The 18,297-nt window shown below is 66.8% G+C and carries 13 protein-coding genes and 1 pseudogene; all 14 read left to right on the top strand.

Features of this window, described 5'->3' with window-relative positions; genetic code table 11:
- A pseudogene (locus ACG0Z3_RS22450) lies at positions 1 to 194 on the top strand (IS701 family transposase); the annotation flags it as partial.
- A gap of 210 nt (positions 195 to 404) precedes the next feature.
- Entirely contained in the window at positions 405 to 7,892 is a 7,488-nt protein-coding gene (locus ACG0Z3_RS22440; RefSeq protein ID WP_419964730.1) for a carboxypeptidase regulatory-like domain-containing protein, read from the top strand.
- A 65-nt stretch (positions 7,893 to 7,957) separates the two neighbouring features.
- Entirely contained in the window at positions 7,958 to 8,101 is a 144-nt protein-coding gene (locus ACG0Z3_RS22435) for a hypothetical protein (RefSeq protein WP_394402104.1), read from the top strand.
- Between the two features lie 137 nt (positions 8,102 to 8,238).
- Complete coding sequence (gene gspG, locus ACG0Z3_RS22430) at positions 8,239 to 8,655, top strand: type II secretion system major pseudopilin GspG (protein WP_394402112.1); 417 nt, start codon at positions 8,239 to 8,241, stop codon at positions 8,653 to 8,655.
- Positions 8,655 to 9,848, top strand: coding sequence for a type II secretion system F family protein (locus ACG0Z3_RS22425; RefSeq protein WP_394402102.1), 1,194 nt, complete (start codon positions 8,655 to 8,657; stop codon positions 9,846 to 9,848). Before gspG ends, ACG0Z3_RS22425 begins: the two co-directional genes overlap by 1 nt.
- Positions 9,845 to 11,356: a GspE/PulE family protein gene (locus ACG0Z3_RS22420; RefSeq protein ID WP_394402099.1), complete on the top strand. Its 1,512-nt coding sequence runs from the start codon at positions 9,845 to 9,847 to the stop codon at positions 11,354 to 11,356. The genes ACG0Z3_RS22425 and ACG0Z3_RS22420 overlap by 4 nt, the downstream gene beginning before the upstream one ends.
- On the top strand, positions 11,349 to 12,470 hold the full coding sequence (locus tag ACG0Z3_RS22415) for a hypothetical protein (protein WP_394402096.1): 1,122 nt from the start codon (positions 11,349 to 11,351) through the stop codon (positions 12,468 to 12,470). The genes ACG0Z3_RS22420 and ACG0Z3_RS22415 overlap by 8 nt, the downstream gene beginning before the upstream one ends.
- The gene (locus ACG0Z3_RS22410; protein WP_394402093.1) at positions 12,467 to 12,979 is read left to right on the top strand and encodes a GspMb/PilO family protein; all 513 of its coding nucleotides are present in this window, start codon (positions 12,467 to 12,469) and stop codon (positions 12,977 to 12,979) included. The genes ACG0Z3_RS22415 and ACG0Z3_RS22410 overlap by 4 nt, the downstream gene beginning before the upstream one ends.
- Positions 12,976 to 13,497 (top strand): hypothetical protein, encoded by a 522-nt coding sequence (locus ACG0Z3_RS22405; RefSeq protein ID WP_394402090.1) that lies wholly within the window; start codon positions 12,976 to 12,978, stop codon positions 13,495 to 13,497. The genes ACG0Z3_RS22410 and ACG0Z3_RS22405 overlap by 4 nt, the downstream gene beginning before the upstream one ends.
- On the top strand, positions 13,494 to 15,647 hold the full coding sequence (locus tag ACG0Z3_RS22400) for a secretin N-terminal domain-containing protein (RefSeq protein ID WP_394402088.1): 2,154 nt from the start codon (positions 13,494 to 13,496) through the stop codon (positions 15,645 to 15,647). Before ACG0Z3_RS22405 ends, ACG0Z3_RS22400 begins: the two co-directional genes overlap by 4 nt.
- A gap of 5 nt (positions 15,648 to 15,652) precedes the next feature.
- Positions 15,653 to 16,120 carry a type II secretion system protein gene (locus ACG0Z3_RS22395; protein ID WP_394402086.1) on the top strand — a complete coding sequence of 156 codons (468 nt, stop codon included), beginning with the start codon at positions 15,653 to 15,655 and terminating at the stop codon, positions 16,118 to 16,120.
- Positions 16,120 to 16,584 carry a type II secretion system protein gene (locus ACG0Z3_RS22390; protein WP_394402084.1) on the top strand — a complete coding sequence of 155 codons (465 nt, stop codon included), beginning with the start codon at positions 16,120 to 16,122 and terminating at the stop codon, positions 16,582 to 16,584. Before ACG0Z3_RS22395 ends, ACG0Z3_RS22390 begins: the two co-directional genes overlap by 1 nt.
- Before the next feature lie 5 nt (positions 16,585 to 16,589).
- Entirely contained in the window at positions 16,590 to 17,090 is a 501-nt protein-coding gene (locus ACG0Z3_RS22385) for a type II secretion system protein (protein ID WP_394402082.1), read from the top strand.
- Between the two features lie 97 nt (positions 17,091 to 17,187).
- Positions 17,188 to 18,046 (top strand): IS5 family transposase gene (locus ACG0Z3_RS22380; RefSeq protein ID WP_394402080.1). Its coding sequence is split into 2 segments (ribosomal slippage): positions 17,188 to 17,600 and positions 17,599 to 18,046, totalling 861 coding nucleotides; the frame shifts between segments, so codons are not numbered across the junction.
- Positions 18,047 to 18,297: the final 251 nt, after the last annotated feature.

Raw genomic sequence — 18,297 nt, 5'->3', positions numbered from 1 at the left:
CCCTGTGCATCGCGGCATACGGGTTTCTGATGGCTGAGCGAATGACTGCCGAGAAGCCCATCGGCGGCAAAAAAAACTTCGCCATCCGCGCGTTGCCTGAAGTTCCCGAAGATTACGTCCCGAGGGGGAGCCCAGCGCGCTCAGCGCCACGTGCCGACGTCAATCACGTCCTTGCGGCACCTGCTGAGCTATGAGTTGAACCTTCGATTGGGCTCATGCACGTGCTGCGGACGAACGTCGCTATTCTTGTGACACAGTAAGACTAAGGCTAGGGGGACGCTGAGACACATTTCTCCACACAATGCGGACCAGTTTGAGATGCCCTAGCGGTGGCCGACGTGCTCCTGCGGATTGGCACGAAAAGAACGGACGCAGCAACTTGCTGGCGTCGCAGGGAGCTGGACATGGGATTTCGCAGTGGCTTGGCCGTGCTCGCGTGCGCGTTGTCGTTCGTAGGCGTCACGACGCAGGCAGCGACGACCGCAGAAATCAATCGCGGCCTCACTTGGCTGCAGGGTCAGGTCTCCTCCGACGGCAGCATCGCTTCGGAAACTACGTCCATCGCATTGCCATCGCAGGTGCAGCCAGAGGTTGTGGCCACGCTGGCCATGCTGATTGGGCCCAGCGCTGTCCCCTCGGCCTTGGTCACGCGACTGAATGCCCAAGCTTCCGACGACGCCACGGAAGTCCTAGCCCGGCGATTGCTGGGTCTGCGATATGCCGGCATCGACGCCGCGCCGATTCGCAACCTGCTTGCCGGCCGACAGAACCAGGACGGCGGCTATGGGCCCGCTGATGGTTTCCAGAGCCATCCGGCCGACAGCGTCTTCAGCCTCCAAGCGCTCGCCGCCAGCGGCGCATTCAGCCGTAGCGCCGAAGCCTTTGCCTTCGTGTATGCCAACCAGCAAGCTGATGGTGGGTTGCGCGGTGACTCGCTGGCCGTTCGTGTCTCTCACACTGCGATGGCCGTCTTGTCACTGCAGTACGCTGCGAGTGACCTGAGATCCCTCAATGCGACGCGAGGCATGCTGACGTGGTTGCTGAGCGCTCAGCAAGTCGATGGCTCCTGGTCCAGCAGCATCCACCTGACCGCGCAGGCACTGAACGCGCTGACGCTGTTTGGTTCCGACGTGACGGCGCGTGTGAACGCTCGCGCCTATCTGCTGGCACGACAGGACGCTGACGGCAGTTGGTCTGGGGACCCTTTCGTGACTGCTGTTGCTCTGCGCGCGCTGGCGGCCGACCCCATGAGCGCGCCGACCACGCCCGCGCCAAACCCCGATCCAGGCCAGCCCCCGGCGCCACAGCCGCCGACAACGCCATCCCCGTCCACCATTTCGGGCATCGCCGCCAATCCGGCAAGCGGCAGTCCGCTGGCAGGGGTGCAGGTGGTCCTTGCCGGTACAAGCAGCAGCACGCAGACCACAGCGGCCAATGGCAGCTTCTCGTTTCCCTCGTTGGCGGCGGGCGACTACGCTGTGACGCTGACCAAGGACGGTTTCAACACCGCTCGGCGCAGCTTCTCGGTGGGATTGGGTCAAGCGATTGATCTGGGTACGGTCAGCCTCACGCAGGCCGCGACCACGGGCGTCATCAAGGGGCGGGTGACGGTGTCCGCGAACGGACAACCCTTCGCGGGTGTGACCGTCACGGTCAGCGGCTCGATGAACGCCACCCGGACAACCGATGCGCAAGGTGGCTACGAGTTCTCCAGCGTCCCACCAGGCGCGGTGTCGATCAGCGCCAGCCGTTCCGGCTATGCGACGGTTGCAGGCAGCGCTTCGTTGGCCGCCGGCGAGTCCCTGACGTTTTCCCCTGCGTTGACGGCAACCACCGAGCAGCAGCCCACGGGTTCCGGGCGCTTTAAGGGGCACATCGTCGCGGCTGGCAGCAATGCGCCGTTGGCAGGCGTGAATGTGATGCTGAACGGCGCGCAGGCCGGCGTATCGAACACCACGGGTGCCTTCGACATTACGTTGGCCCCGGGGTCGTATTCCTTGCGGTTGGCACAGCCGGGTTATGACGTCGTCACCGGCAGCTTCGTCATCACGGCGGCAACGGCAACGGACGCCGGCAACATCCGGCTCACGGAACAGCGGCAGAGCACGACGATCAGCGGGCGCGTGACGGACACCGCCAACGGCAAGGCGGTGCCGGGAGCCCTCGTCGAAGTCGTAGGCGGCGCATCGGCCAGGGCTGCGGCAGACGGCAGCTACACGATTGCAGGTCTGTCCGGCACGGCATTCAACCTGCGCGCGTCGTCGCAAGGCTTCTTGACCCAGGCATGGCAAATCCAGGTGGAGCGTCCGACCGCCATTACGCAGAACTTTGCGCTGGCGGCGCTGCCATCGGCGGTTGCAGACCTGACCAACCTGGGTTTGGCGCCCGCTACGGTCGGCCCAGCAGAAGTGGTGACGCTGACGGCCATCCTCACCAACACTGGCAATGCACCGCAGGACGTCGTCGTCAGGAGCCTGGTTCTAGACGAGAGTGGCAAGGTCATTGCCAAGGGTGGCGCGTTTGCAGCCGATGGAGCGACCCAATTGGGTGGCGTCACGCTGGCCGCCGGCACGCAGCGGCCCATCGTCATCAAATGGGACACCGGCTTGTTCGCTCCAGGCGTCTACCAACTCCAAGGTCTCGTCGTTCAGGCAGGAACGATCACGCACGAGGCTCCTGAAGGTCGAGTGCTTGCCACGCGAGGGCAGTCCTTCACGATCACGGGCAAGAGCAAGATTGCCGGGGCCGCCTCAGCGCAGCCTGCGGTGATGCGCGCCGGGCTGGGCACTTCCACCCAACTCTCGGCCATCGTGCAGAACGTCGGCAACGTAGAACTGCCAGCGCGCACCTATCGCCTCGACGTGATCGACGAGAAGACGGCGACGCGAGTCGCGAGTCTGGAGGCCGCAGGGGCCGCCATGGCCGTCAGTGCGTTGCAGACAATCAACTTCGGCGCATGGACACCGGTTTCGGCGAGCAACTTCAAACTCGTCGTTTCGGCACCGACCTCGCCAGAAGATGGCCAAGTGGTGGGCAAGGTGTACGTCGGCGACGCGGCTTCCGCCATCTACACCGTGAACAAGGCGGTTGTCGGCGCCGGCGATCAGACCGTTCGCGCCAACATCAAGGTGACTGGCCAAGAAAGTGCGAGCGGGTCCGTCAGCGACCCGTTGGCGCCGCTCATCCGCAATGCGATCACGAAGGCCGTCAACTATGCCGATGGCTACGCCAGCAGCCACTATGTGAATGACCTGCGCTGCTTCGCATGCCACGTGCAGACCCAGGCCTTGGTGGGCGGTGAGAAGAGTCGGCGCTTTGCGCCGCCCCTGAAGCCACTGGAGCGCTCGACGCTGTACAACGGGATGACGCAGTACATGGCGTCCAATGGTCAGGTCGATGGTGCGGGCTTCCCGCTCGCGAACACGTCGCTGGCTCTCTGGGCCGCCTTGGCTTGGCACGAGCAGGACGCTCATCCGCTCACCAAGACGCGTATGGCCGGCTACCTGCTGCAGCGGCAAGCCGCCAGCGGCGATTGGAGTTCCGATCATGCCTCGTCGTGGTGGGGTGCCGCGGGTCGTGCGCCGTTGACCTCGCTGAACTTGCAGAGCTTCACGACCTTGCGCCAGCGCCTGAGCCAGGCTACTACCGCGCCGTCTGTGCTGGCCACGTTGGTTCCGTGGACAGTGCCAGGCCTGCCAAGTGGCGACATGCGCATGAGCGCCGCGCCGGACGGCACGCTCTACATCTCGCACAACGGTGCACGGGAGGTGTGGCGCGTCGCGCCGGACAAGACGGCGACCCGGCTGGCGAGCAACCTGTCGATGACCGGGCTGCATTACCTCGACGATGGGCGCCTGCTGCTGACGACCCGCAATGGCATCTTCCTGATGGCCGTCGACAACAGCCTGACCAAGCTGAACAGCCTCGACACCTGGGACGCCATTCCCTACAAGGACGGCTATCTCGTCAGCCCCTATGGAGGCGGCACGCTCTACAAGATGAGCGCTGATGGCGCCGTGCTGACCCCGGTCTTCAGCGATCCCTTGCTCGCCAGTTCGTCGGGCTCCCTGGTGCCGCAGCCTGACGGCAGTGTGCTGGTCAATTCCTATGCGGGGTTGAGACTCGTGCGCTTCAATCCCGACGGCGGCGGCCTGGTGGACGTGCCGATGCCGCTGCTGTCCTCCAATCCCCAGAACATCATCAAGTTTCGCGATGGCAATCTGTTCACCACTGAAAACGGCATGTACTACCTGGATGCCAACTGGGTGGGAGAGCGCCTGACCTTTGATCGCACGATGGGCATGGTCGTCATGCCAGATGGGCGCCTGCTGGTGAACCGTCAGGGTGGTCTGTATGAATTGAAGTCCGAGGCGTTGGACACCGCCGGGTGGGTCAGCCGCCTGGATGCCTCCATCGATAAGGCCGCTGCCCAGCTGGCCAATCCCAGTCCCCTGGTGGACACCAACGATAACGTCCAGTTGGCCTTCCAACTGATGGGGCTGGGCGCTGTGAAGAGCCATTACGGCACTTCGGCCCGTGGCACCCGGGCACAGTCGGACAGCGAGGCCATCGCAGCGGTCCTGCGCCCGCGTCAGCGCGGCGATGGCGGCTGGAGCCGCTACGGCAGCTCCGGCGTCTCCGACACCTTGGTAACGGCCATGGTGGGTGTGGCGCTCGACGTGCTGAACCCGTCGCCCAGTTCGCCCGAAGTGCGCAGCGCGATCCAGTTCATCCTGGGGCAGCAGCGGGCCAACGGCCTTTGGGTGTCGGAGTCCGGCACATTGGGTGCTCCGGAACTGCTGGCAACGACGTGGGTGGAGATCTGGCTTCCCGTCATGCTGGATCGCGTGGCCGGCATCGACACCGACCTGAAGCTGAAGTTCGCATCCAACGTCGCCGTGTCCAATCCGAACCTTGCTCCTGCTGAGAAGGTTCTCAATAGCGACGGCACCACCAGCCACACCTGGCGCTTGGTGGGTGTCACGTCCGCCAGCCAGGACATCCAGTTCGACCTGGGCCTGCAGAACATGCAGGTCGGCGAAAGCCGCCCTGCATCACTGGAAGCCGCACTCAGTTTCAGCAACAGCGAGGGCGGTGATCCGGTTATCTTCCCGGTGACCATCCCCAAGGTGACTGCATCTGCTTTCCTGGGCCACGCCGTGAGCACGGACAAGCAGGCCTACAGCGCCAACGCGCCGGTGACCTTCAGCAGTCAGGTAAGCAACCTTGGCGCCAGCGCGACGACAGCGAGCGTGGAATTCCGCGTGTTGTCTGCGGACGGCACCGTCCTGGCGACCCTAGCTCGCGCAGCCGTCACGCAGATGGCCGCAGGTGGCAATGGCACGACCGCCGCGACCTGGAACACCGGCACCAGCTACGCCGGCACCTATCGCGTGGAAGCGCGACTCTTCGACTCCAGCGACCACTTTGTCGCCACAGCGCAGGCCAGCTTCGCCATCCAGGCGAGCGACGCCCCGGGCGTGCCCACGCTGGCGGCTGCGCTGCAGCTCGACAAGGGCAGCTACAGCCCCGGCGACACCGTGCGGCTCATTGACCGCGTCAGCAACCTCGCGGCGAACCAGTCCTGGCAGAACCTCAGCCTGCGCACCGTCGTCCTGAACCCGGACGGCAGTACGCGCTGGAGCGCCACGGCGACCTTCGACGAACTGGCTGCCAACGGCCTGCGCGAGCAGAGCTACAGCGTGGCCTTGTCCAACGCGCCCGCGGGCAGCTACCAAGTACGCCTGACCGTGCTGGATGCCAACGGCACCGTCCAAGCCCAGGCCGCAAAGACCTTCACGGTCTCGTCCACGGCTGCGACGGGTGTTGGCATCTCTGGCCACCTCAGCGTCGCGCCCAAGCCCGTGTTCCAGGGCGGCTCGGTGTCCGTCGCCTTCGACGTGCTCAACCAGGGCAACGCTGCACTCACGGGCCTGCCGCTCACCATCAACATCGTCAACCCTGGCACTGCGCAGCTACTCGCCAGCCTGCCCGTCACCGTGCAGAACCTGGCCACGCAAGCCAGCTTCGCCGGCAGCGTCGGCTGGACCGCCAACGTGGTTCCCGGCACGCAAGTGGTGGCCGTGCTCACCGCCCAGGTGGGTGACCGCAGCCTCACGCTCGCGCAGGACAACCTCACCGTCACCACACCTCCTGTCACCGCCAACGTGGCGCCGCAACGCGAAGCCCGTGTCCTCGCGCTGGTGAGCTGCCCGCCCGGCTCCGACGGCGGCGCCACCACCCAACCCGTCTCCGGCGGCGAAGCCAACTGCGCCGTCCGTCGCGGCGCCGCCCTGGCGCAGGCGCTGACCAACCTGGGCCTCGTCAACAAGGTCGTCACCACCCGCGCCGAGTTCGAGACCGAACTGCGCTGCGGCATCTACAACACCTACTGGATCTCCGGCGGCAGCAACAAGCTCAGCGACGACGTGGCCAAGGAAGTCATCGAAGCCATCCGCCGTGGCGACAGCCTCATCGTCGAAGGCACCCAGGACGGCCGCAACCAGCTCCTGTACCCCGTGGCTGGCGTGCAGCTCAACGGCAGCCTGGGCCAGACCGACCCCAGCATCAGCTTCGCCGGCAGCGCCGAGTTCCCCGCCGGCAGCCTCGCCACGCTGGGCCGCCCGGGCCGGTTCACGCCGGTCGGTGCGCAACTGCAAGCCAGCTTTGCGCCGGACGCCGCCGCACTCACCACGGCCAGCTTCGGCCAAGGTCGCAGCACCCTGGTCGCCTTCGAACTGGCCCGCATGCTGGAGCAAAACGACACCGCGCGGCAGGCCCTGCTCGACCGCGTCCTGCAAGTCGCGCGCACCAGCCCGGAAGTCGTTGCCAACGGAGCCCCCGTCGCGCTGGCCATCCAGGTCAGCAACGCCGCAGCGCAAGCCGCCACGGCCCAGGTGCAGGCCACCGTGCCGGCCGAGCTGCAACTGCTGCCCGGCCAGGCCACCTCCTGGAACCTGAGCCTCGCGGCCGGCCAATCGCAGACCCTCGTGCTGCGCGTCAAGCCATTGCAGCCGGGCGACTGGACCGTGGACGTGACGGCCACCTCGGGCGGCCAGGTCAATGCCGCTCACTACAACGTGCAGGCCCAGGCCCCCGAGGCGCTGGCCGACCATGCCGTGGCGCTGGCCCAGGCACTCAGCGTCAACGGTGACGCCGACACCGCCGCCAAGAGCCAGGCGGTGCAGGCGCTGACCCAGGCGCAAACCCTCGGCGCCGAGCAGCGCCATGACGAAGCACTGGGCCTCTGGCTGCAGGCGTCCAGCGCGCTGCAAACCATCCAGAGCGCGGACACCCATGCCGCCAGCCTCGCCACCGCCCAAGCGATGCAAGGCACCGAACGCGCGCTGTGCCCACAACTCGCCTGCCTGAGCGGCACGATCCAAATCCGCCAGGGCACCACCGTTCCCAACCCCTTGCCGATCAATGCCAACGCCAACGTCCAGCGCCAGGTGGCCAACAGCTGCCCGGTGGCCCTGCCCAGTTGGCACATCGGCGCGCAACTGCGCAACCGCCGCACAGCGCAAACCCTGCTGCAACTCGACGACGAACTCAACCTCGGCGCCGGGCAGGGCAACACCGCTCAAGGCAACTTCCTGGCAAGCGCCGGTAACGGCCTGGCTGGCGACACGCTGGAAGCCCTGCTGGTCGGCCAGCGCCTGGGCTGGCAGCACCACCTGGGCCGCGCCACCGTGCCGCTGGCGGGCACGCTGATGTGCGACGTGGACGGCAACGGCGCCATCAACACCCTCGACATCCAGCTCGTCATGCAATCCATCGGCAAGACCGTGGCGGCGGGCGACCCGCGCGACCCGGATGGCGACAAGCTCATCAAGATCAATGACTCGCGCGCCTGCACCGCCAGATGCACCAAGCCCAACTGCGCGCAATAGGCCTGCTGCCGACCTCACGCGATCAAGCCGAGCACCATACACAAAAACCAGGGAGCCCCCAGTCCATGTCGTCCACGCCCCTCTTCGTCACCGGCCGCCAGCACCGGCCCGTGCTCAACGCCATCGGCCGCACCCTCATCGGCGCCATCCTGTTCAACGCGCTGGGCACGGCCCTTTTTTGGCAGTGCCGGGTTCACCAGGTTCAGTAACTGCCCTGACGCGCGCCGCCACCTGCCGGCGCGGGATTGAGGTGAACAACGTCCCGAAAAACTACACCCAGCCGGCATTCTTGACACTCATAGCCTTCGCTGAGAATCCTGGGCCGGTCACGTACTTCGTCTCCAAAATGATCCACCGCTGCCGTGCTTGCGGATTCACATTGCTCGAACTGCTCGTCGTCATGGTCATCATCGGCCTGCTCGCCGGCTATGTCGGTCCGAAGTTCTTTGGCCAGATCGGCAAGAGCGAAGTCAAGGCAACGAAGGCACAGCTTGACGCGTTGCAGAAATCGCTGGACCAGTTCCGTCTGGACGTAGGGCGATACCCGAGCACCGAGCAGGGCCTCGCAGTGCTGGTAGCCAAGCCGGCGGACGAGCCGAAGTGGCAAGGGCCATATCTCAGCAAAGCCGTGCCCAGGGACCCATGGGGCAACGACTACCAGTACCGCTCGCCCGGCGAGCATGGCGAGTACGACCTGCTGAGCCTGGGCAAGGACGGCCGGCCTGGCGGTGAGGGTGAGGACGCCGACCTCACTTCTTGGTGATGGCTGTCTATCAAGCGCGTGTTCTGCGTGCGGGGACGGTCAGCAGTGAGCGCGTGGAAGCGCCTGACCGCGCTGCCGTTGCCGCAGTGCTCGGCGTGCCGCCGCAGCATGTACTGGAAGCGCGCGAACTCACGCCGGCAGCGTCCGCGCGGCTGTGGCGTCGCAACACCCGCTTCCCTTTGCAACTCTTCAGTCAAGAGTTGGCAGTGTTGTTGGACGCCGGCGTCACGCTGCTGGAGGCCCTGAACACGCTGCGCGAAAAGGAGTTCCAGCAAGGCGTGCGTGCGGCACTTGACGGTGTCATTGCGCAGATTGAGCAGGGGCAGCCGCTATCCGTTGCGCTGCGCCAGCAGTCGCATGCCTTCGATCAACTCATCTGCGCAATCGTCGCCGCCAGTGAGCGCACCGGCCAGCTATCGGTGGCGTTGGCACAGCATGCGCGCTACCTCGCCTGGGTCGACGCGTTGCGCTCGCGGCTCGTCGCGGCGCTGGTCTACCCGCTGATGCTGCTAGGCGTGGGCGCTGCAGTCGTCCTCTTCCTGCTGCTTTACGTGCTGCCTAGATTCGCCGGCATCCTGGAGCATACCAGTGCCAACCTACCTTGGGCATCACGAGTGCTCATCGAGTTTGGTCAGACGGCGGGAGCGCATCCAGGCCTCGTCCTCGGCAGCATTGCGGCCTTGGGCTTCACGGTCTTTTCGCTGCTGCGCCAGCCTTCGGTGCGGCGTCGCGCGCATGCTGCCCTGTGGACGCTGCCCGGTCTAGGGTCTCGGCTACGGATTCTGGCGCTTGCCCGGCTGTACCGCTCGCTGGCCATGCTGCTGGCCTCCGGCGTACCCGCGCTGGCAGCGCTCAGGATCGTGGTTGACGTCGTGGCCGCGCCGTGGCGTGCTGCGGTGCAGGCGGCGGCCGAGCAGATCGAGCGCGGCGAGCGCCTCTCCGCCGCGTTCGACGCACAAGACCTTGCCACGCCTGTCGCGCGCCGAATGCTGCGCGTGGGCGAGCGCAGCGGCGAGGTGGCGGCCATGCTGGAGCGGGCCGCCGCGTTTCACGACGAAGAGGCCGCGCGGCTAACGGAGTTGCTGTCGCGCCTCGTAAATCCAGCGCTGATGCTCATCATGGGGGTGTTGATCGGTGGGATCATCGTGCTGATGTACCTGCCGATCTTCCAGCTGGTTGAGCAAGTCCAATGACGACTTCGCTAGCAGATTGGCTGCCCAGCGAGCAAGGCCCTTGGCACCTCGACTTTGAGCGATGGCCTCAGGCGCAGGCGCAGCGCTGGCGCGCCGTGCTGGCCGTCAGTGCCGACAATCGGTGCGTACTGCTCGCCGAGCGCGACGAGGACATGATGCTGCTCCAGAGCGTCGAGTCGCGCCTCAATGCGCCGGTCACTTGGAAGCGTGCGTCCAGCGAGGCTGTGTCCCACTTCCTCGGCGCCGGCGAAGCCGACTTCCGCGCGCTGTCCGACGTTGAAGAGGCGCTGCCGACCATCGAGGATCACACCGAGGAGCTGTCCGCGCTGGCACTCAGCGAGCAGGCCAGCCCCGTCGTCCGTTTGCTCAACGCCACCATCTACGACGCGCTGCAGGACGCCGCCTCCGACATCCACATCGAATGTTCGGCGCGTGGCGCCACCATCCGCTTCCGCATCGATGGTGTCATGGCCGTCGTTCGCCAGGTCGAGGGCGCACAGGTCGCCGAGCAGTTGGTGTCGCGCCTCAAGGTCATGGCCGAGTTGGACATCGGCGAGCGCCGGCTGCCGCAGGATGGCCGGTTCAAGCTGCGTGTGCAGGGGCGGGAGATCGACTTCCGCCTGTCCATCATGCCCAGCGTGTTCGGCGAGGATGCGGTCATCCGAATCCTCGACCGCGCGGCCATCGCGCGTGCGGGCGCACTGACGCTGGACGCGCTCGGCTTTGGGGATGAGGAACGCGCCGCCATTCGCCACCAGGCCCGCCAGCCCCACGGCATGCTCCTGGTGACCGGCCCAACGGGCTCCGGCAAGACGACGACGCTGTACGCGACGCTGGCCGAGATCCACACCGGCGCCGACAAGATCATCACCATCGAAGACCCCGTCGAGTACCAGCTCAGTGGCGTGGTGCAGATCCCCGTCAACGAGAAGAAGGGCCTGACCTTTTCTCGCGGTCTGCGCTCCATCCTGCGTCACGACCCAGACCGCGTCATGGTCGGCGAGATCCGCGACGCCGAGACCGCGCAGATCGCCGTGCAGGCGGCACTGACGGGCCACCTTGTCTTCAGCACCGTCCACGCAAACAACGCCTTCGACGTCCTCGGCCGCTTCATGCACATGGGTCTGGATCTTTACAACGTCGTGTCGGCGTTGAACGCGGTGCTGGCCCAGCGGCTTGTGCGGCTGACATGCCGGCAGTGCGCACGGCCGGTCAAACCGGAGCCCGCGAAGCTGGCGCGGCATGGCGTTACGAGCGGCCAGTTCCTCAAAGGCGAAGGCTGCGGTCACTGCCGCGGCACCGGTTACAAAGGCCGGCGCGCTGTGGCTGAGTTTTTGAAGCTGGACGACGGACTGCGCGATCTCATCGCGGCTCGCGCGCCGATGTCCGAGATCAAAGCCGCCGCAAAGGCGCGCGGCATGAAGTCATTGCGCGAGATGGTGCTGGCTGCCGTCTGCCGCGGTGAAACCACGTTCGAGGAGCTGGAGCGTGTCACGCTCGATGAGTAAGCGTTTGCGCCAGATGCTGAGCGCGCGGCTGGCCAAGCCGAGACGCGTCTTCGTCACGCCCGGTGATGACGAGTTCGGGGCTTGGTGCCGCGAGATGCCAGGCACCGCCGTCGACCTCGTTATCAGCGCGAAAGCTCTCCACGAACTGATTGCCGAACCCGGCCTACCGCTTGCCGACCTGGATGCCGTCGAGGGCTACGCGCAGCAACAGTTCGCCCACTATTTCGGTGCCGCTGCGCAGCGCTTCGCTATTGCGCCCTGGCAGCTAGGCGAGGCGCGCGGTGCCTCAGCCTTGCACGGACTGGACCTGGCCGCGATGCGCGCGCAAGCCGACGCCGCCCAGGTTCGTCTAGCCGCCGTGCGCCCTGCCTGGGCCGCGTGGCTGGCTGCACTGCCGGCGTCGACGTGCTCGGGCTCCGGGCGTGCCGTGTGGCACGAGGGCGACGTGGCGGTCATCATTCAGCTGGATCATGGCCGCGTGGCTGGCTTGCAGTCGCGCCGTCTACACAACCTCGCCGATCTGGGTGCAGAGGCGCCGCTGGCCATCGGCACACCCGACAGTGACCTTGCCCCCCAGCCTGGCCCCGCGACGCCCCAACCCGACTTCCTGCCGCGCCTGGCCCGTTCGCCGCTAGCCTGGCCGTTGGCCGCTACCGGCGCGCTCGTGCTGGCTACGGCCGCGTGGAGCGCGATCGAAAGCCATCGCGCATTGGACGTCGCCCAGGCCGCGCGCAACCGCGTCGCCGCGCTGCGCTCGGCTGCCGAGCCCAAGCCCGCCGCGCGCCGCGCTGAACCCGCCGAGAACCGGTCGGCCAACGAGGCGCGCACGCTGCTGGCCATGGCCTGGGAGCCGCTGCTGACGCGCGTCGAGACTGCCGGCGCAGACGCCAAGACCATCGCTTGGCTGGGAATGGACGCCAGCGCCGGCCGGGGCGAGCTGCGGCTGGAGGGCCTGACGCCCGACAAGCTGCTGGCGCTGCAGCTGGCCGAGCAGCTCGGCACGACGCCCGGTTGGAGTCAGGTCGTACTGTCACGCTTCTCGATGGCTGAGACGGGCCTCGTGGGCCAGCGCTTCGAAATCAATGCCCGCGTGGCGGCAGGAGGCGGCTCGTGAACCTGCGCCTCCTCTCGAAGAAGCTGGGCGCCCCGGGCCTAGCCGGGCTCGCGGCGCTGTTGCTTGCGGCCGTCGCCATCATGCTCGGCCAGCGCTGGGACGCCCAGGCCAACGCGCTGCAGGCCGAGGCTCGCGCACTGCGCGCCAAGGCCCGGCCGGCCGCTACAGCCGCTGCGGTGCCGGTCAGCGTGCAGCAATGGCGGGCCACGCTGCCCGCGTCGGCGCAACGCCAGCAGCGGCTGGCCGACCTGCTGGAGCTGAGCATCCGCCTGGACCTGAACGGCGCCCGCACCGAGCACCGCCTGGCTACCAGCGAGGGGCTGGAGCGCCTGCGCGTGACGATGCCCGTCACCGGCAGCTATGCCCAGCTGCGCCGCTTCATCGGCGCCGCTCTTGAACATGACCCGGCGCTGAGCCTGGATTCCATCAAGCTGCGGCGCCTCAGTCCGATGAGCGCCGAGGTCGATGCCGAGCTGCAGTGGTCGCTGCACGGCAGGGCCGCGCCGTGAACTCGCGCCATCTCGCACTTGGCGGTGCATTGGCCGCGACGCTGGCCGCCACCGCATGGGTGGCGACGCGGCACGACGACGATGCGGCGACCACGCCCGTCGTCGAAGCGTTACCCACCCGCAAGCCCGCTGCCTCGGCGCCGCAAGCTGCGAAGCCGCCAGAACCTCGCCGATCCTGGGACGAGGCCAGCCCTGCCCAGCTTGCCGCCTGGCAACCCCCACCGCCGCCGCCTCCGCCGCCACCTCCCCCCGCGCCGCGACCCACCGCTGCCGCGCCGCCTCCACCGCCGATGGCGCCGCCAGTTGCCTATCAAATGATCGGTCGCGCCGTCGAAGGCGACGGCGCCAAGGCCGTCGAGGTCGCATTGCTGGCAGGGCCCAACAAGGCGCTCAGCGTCAAGCGCGGCGACGTGATCGACGGCCAGTGGCGCGTCGAACAGGTGTCGGCCAGTGGCGTCAGCGTGACCTGGCTGCCGGCCAAGCTCCCCCAGAACATCGTTTTCAAGCAGGTGCCATGAAGCAGCTCATCCTCCTCTTCAGCGTCGTGCTGCTGACGGCCTGCGCCAACCCCGCCTTGCGTCAGGCCGAAGACCTCGGCCGCACCAACCAGTGGCCGGCCGCGCTGCGCGTGCTGGACGACGCGCTCGTCAAGGACCCCAACGACCCGCAGCTGCGCGCCGCCCAGGTGCGCGCTCGAGAGCAGGCCACGGCCCGCCTCATCCTGCAGATCGAGGCGTTGCGCGGCGCCGGCCGCTGGGATGAGGCGCAGGCCCTGCTGAGCCAGCTCGCGCTGGCTGACGCGAAGCACCCGCGCCTGGCCGCGTTGAGCGTGGACATCGAGCGCGGCCGCCGCCACGAAGCCCAGCTCGCCACCGGCCGCACCGCTTTGAAGGAGGGCCGCGTGGAGCGCGCCGACGCGGTGGCGCGAGAGATCCTGGCCGAGTCACCCCAACATCCCGGCGCGCGGCTCTTGGGCAGCCAAGTCGCGCAGTCGCGACCGCTGGACACTGCGGTCGGCGAGCTGGGCCCCAACTTCCAGAAACCCGTGACGCTGGAGTTCCGTGACGCGCAGCTGCGCCAGGTTTTTGAGGCGTTGTCGCGTTCCAGCGGCATCGACTTCGTCTTCGACAAGGACGTACGCGCCGATGCCCGCGTGACCGTCTTCCTTCGGGGAGTCACTCTGGACGAGGCCATGCGCGTCATCCTCGGCACCCAGCAGCTGGACCGCAAGCTGCTCAACGACAGCTCGGTACTCGTCTTTCCCAACACGGCCGCCAAGCAGCGTGAGCACCAGGAACTCATCACCCGCACGCTCTACCTGACCAACGCCGACGTGAAGCAGGTGCAGGCCATGGTGCGCACCATCGCCAAGGTGCGTGACATCCATATCGACGAGCGCCTGAACCTGCTCATCGTGCGTGACACGCCCGAGGTGCTGCGCTTCGTCGAAAAGCTCATCGCCTCCGTTGACCTGCCCGAGCCTGAGGTGATGCTGGAGGTGGAGGTGATGGAGCTGGCCACCGACCAGGTTGACGCGCTTGGCCTGGACTGGCCCGACCAAGTGCAGTTCGGCATTCCCAACGCCACCGGCCAGGTGCTGCTCAGCGCGCGCAACCAATTCCGAGCCAGCGTGGCCAACCCGGCCATCGTCGCCAACCTGCGCGGCACGGCGGGCAACAACAACATCCTCGCCAATCCCAAGATTCGCGTGCGCAACCGCGACAAGGCCAAGGTGCACATCGGCCAGAAGTTGCCGGTGTTTACGACGACGACCAACTTCACCGGCTCCACGTCGGTGGCCGCGTCGGTCAGCTATCTGGACATCGGCCTGAAGCTCGACGTGGAACCCACCGTGCAGCTCGACAACGACGTCGTCATCAAGGTCGGCCTGGAGGTCAGCAACCTGATCCGGCAGGTGACCGGGCCCGGCGGCACGACGGCCTACGAGATCGGCACACGCAACACCGCCACCGTACTGCGTCTGGCTGACGGTGAGACCCAGGTGCTGGCCGGCCTCATCAACGACGAGGATCGCAAGGCCTCGTCCGGGTTGCCTGGCCTGTCGCGCATCCCGGTGCTGGGCCGCCTGTTCGGCACGCAGACCGACACGCGCAACAAGACCGAGGTCGTGCTGCTCATCACGCCGCGCGTCGTGCGCAACCTGGCCGTGCCGGACGCGTCACTGACGCGCCTGGCCAGCGGCACCGACGCCAGTCCGGGCGCGTTCAGCAGTCTGCTGCGACGCGACGCGAAGTTGGGCGTTGGGCCGAGCGGCAGCGTCGCGACGACGCCTGCCCCTGTGCAGGCAGCTCCGACTGCACCAACAGAGGGCGTGCTCAAGCTCGACGTGACGCCGCAGATCCCGGCCGGCGGCACCGTCTCAGTCGCGCTGCGCAATGACAGCGGGCTGCAGGTCAGGGGGGAGCTTGAGTTCGACGCCACCCGCCTCACGCCAGCCCAGCCGCAGCAAGGCGGTGCGGCGGGTCGCTACCCCATCGAGCTGCCACCGCGTGGCGAGCGCGTCGTCGTGCTGCGCGCGCTGCCGGCGGCAGCGGGGCAGGTGCTCAACATCGGGCTGAGCGGGTTATCGGCCAGCGGGGCCAATGGTGAATCTGCGCCGGTGCGCATCGACGGGACAGGCCTGTTGACTGTTGAGGCCGCGAAGTAACCACGATGCGAACCCGGGGCTTCACGCTCATCGAAATGCTGGTCGTACTGGCCTTGCTGGGCGTGCTCGCCTCTGCGGCTCGGCCGTTGCTGGAGCTGTCAGTGCAGCGCAGCCGCGAACACGAGTTGCGCCAGGCGCTTCGCACACTGCGCGAGGCTATCGACGCTTACAAGCGGGCGGCGGAGTCGGGCACCGTTGTGCAGAGTCCTGAAGACAGCGGCTACCCGCCGAAGCTGGAGGCGCTGGTTGACGGCGTGGCCGACGCCAAGTCGCCCAATGGTCGCAAGCTCTACTTCCTGCGCCGTCTACCGCGCGACCCCTTCGCGCCTGCCGACCAGCCCGCCGCCGAAACTTGGGGCCTGCGCGCCTACGACAGCCCCCCGGACGAGCCACGCGCCGGCAGGGATGTCTTCGACGTGTTCTCGCAATCGGAGAAGCGCGCACTCGATGGCTCGAAGCTGAAGGACTGGTGATGAGGTGTCAGGTTTCATCGCCTCGACGGCGAGCCCGCAGGCGCCCCAGCGAGGACGCGCGAAGCGCCGTTGGAGCGGGCCGGTGCCGGGCTAGTCGCGGCTTCACCCTCATCGAGCTCATCGTCGTCATGGCCATCGTGGCCCTGCTCGCGTCGATCGCGGCGCCGCGCTACTTCAACTCGCTGCAGAAGGGCAAGGAGACGGCGATGCTGCAGTCGCTCACCGTCATGCGCGACGCTCTCGATCAGTTCGCCGCCGACAAGGGCCGTTATCCCGAATCGCTGCAGGAACTGGCTGCAGCGCGCTATATCCGCGAAGTGCCGGAGGATCCCTTGACCGGCAGCCGCCAGACCTGGGTGGAACTTCCGCCGCCAGACGACATGCAGGCCACGGGCCGCGTCTGGGACGTGCGCAGCGGTGCGGCCGGGCGCTCTGCGGACGGGCGGCTCTACGCCGACTGGTGAGGTCGATGAAAGTCCAACGCGGCTACACCTACGTCGCCGTCCTCTTCCTCGTCGCGCTCACGGCAACCGGCCTTGCTGCAATGGGGCAGGCCTGGCGCACTGGGTCGCAACGCGAGAAGGAGCGCGAGTTGCTGTTCCGCGGCAGCGAGATCGCCTACGCTATCGCGGCCTATGCGCACGCCACGCCCAACCCACCTCGGCAGTACCCGAAGCGTCTGGAAGACCTGCTCGTCGATTCGCGCGGCTTGAAGCCCCGCCATCACCTGAGGCGGCTCTACGTCGATCCCTTCACTGGCGCGGCGGACTGGGAACTCGTGCCTGAGCCCAGCCAGCCCGGCGCCTTCAGCGGAGTACGCAGCGTTTCGACGCAGGCGCTGCTGCGCGAGTCAGCGCCCGATGGCACGCCTGTCAAGGAAGCGCGCGACCTGCTCTTCTCGGCGCAGCGCGCGCGAACCAATCCCGCTGCGGCCTCGGTCCGACTGGCAGCGTCTGCCGCTCCGCGTTGATCCGCAGGCTCAGGCTCAACTGCAGGACTTAGAGCTTATCCGTAAATAGTTAAACTATCGTCCCGAGCCGCATTGGGCGCGGCGCTGGATCGAGACCTTGGCGAAACGTGTTGAGTCATGGGTGGTGACGGACGAGTTCTGGCAGCGTGTGGAACCGCTGGTTCCGGTGCGCTCCGCGGCCGACAGAATCTATTTGCGAAAGCCGGGGGCTGGTCGGCCGGCGAAGCCAGCTCGGCTGGTCTTTGAGGCGATCGTCTACGTGCTGCGCACTGGCTGCCAGTGGAAGGCGCTACCCAAGGAGCGCTTCGGCAGCGCGAGCGCTATTCACAAGCGCTTTCTCGAGTGGGAGGCTGCCGGCTTCTTTGAGGCTTTGTGGAAGGCTGGCTTGGCTGAGTATGACCAGATGTCGGGCATCGCCTGGCGCTGGCAGAGCGTTGACGGCGCCATGATGAAGGCGCCACTGGCTCAGGAATCCGCGGGGCCCAACCCGACGGATCGGGGGAAAAAAGGGCAGCAAGAGACACCTGCTGGTGGACGGCCGTGGCGTCCCGTTGTCGCTCGTCGTGAGCGGGGCGAACGTTCATGACTGCAAGCGGCTTGACGACGTGCTCTCTGCCATCGTCGTCGACCGCAAGAGCCCTCCACATCGACGAAGCAAGCACCTGTGCGCCGACGCAGGCTATCGCGGCCGGGAGCACCTTCACACGATCGAGGCGTACGGCTACATCCCTCACGTCGTTGATCGGCGCCAGGAAGCCGACCGGAAACGACGCGACCCAACGAAGAAGGCCAGACGCTGGGTGGTCGAGGTATGCCACAGCTGGTTCAACCGCTTCCGAAAACTACTCGTGCGCTACGAGAAGCTTGAACGCAGTTTTCTTGCGCTCAACCATCTTACCGCTGCCATCATTGCCTTCCGCAAAGTGCCAATGACTACAAACATTATTTACGGATAAGTTCTTAGGTTAGTTGGAACTGACACCTGGCGGCAGCCCAGCGCTGGCTGGGTCAGCGCCTCACCCGCCGTCTCTTGACGAGTGGTTTGAGCTCAAGCTTTTGCCGCCGACCGAAAACTGAGCCGTGAGCGTCCAGTCGCGCCACCTTGACCAGTTCGGGGCGCGAAGCTATCTGACTGCTGAGACCGATCCGACGAAGGCGATGCACTCCACGAGGTTGAGCGTGGCAAGCACCAGGTACTTCTCAGCCT

It is taken from the genome of Pelomonas margarita (assembly GCF_043555875.1).
GTDB lineage: Bacteria > Pseudomonadota > Gammaproteobacteria > Burkholderiales > Burkholderiaceae_C > Pelomonas > Pelomonas margarita.
This window is presented reverse-complemented; position numbering and strand designations above follow the sequence as displayed.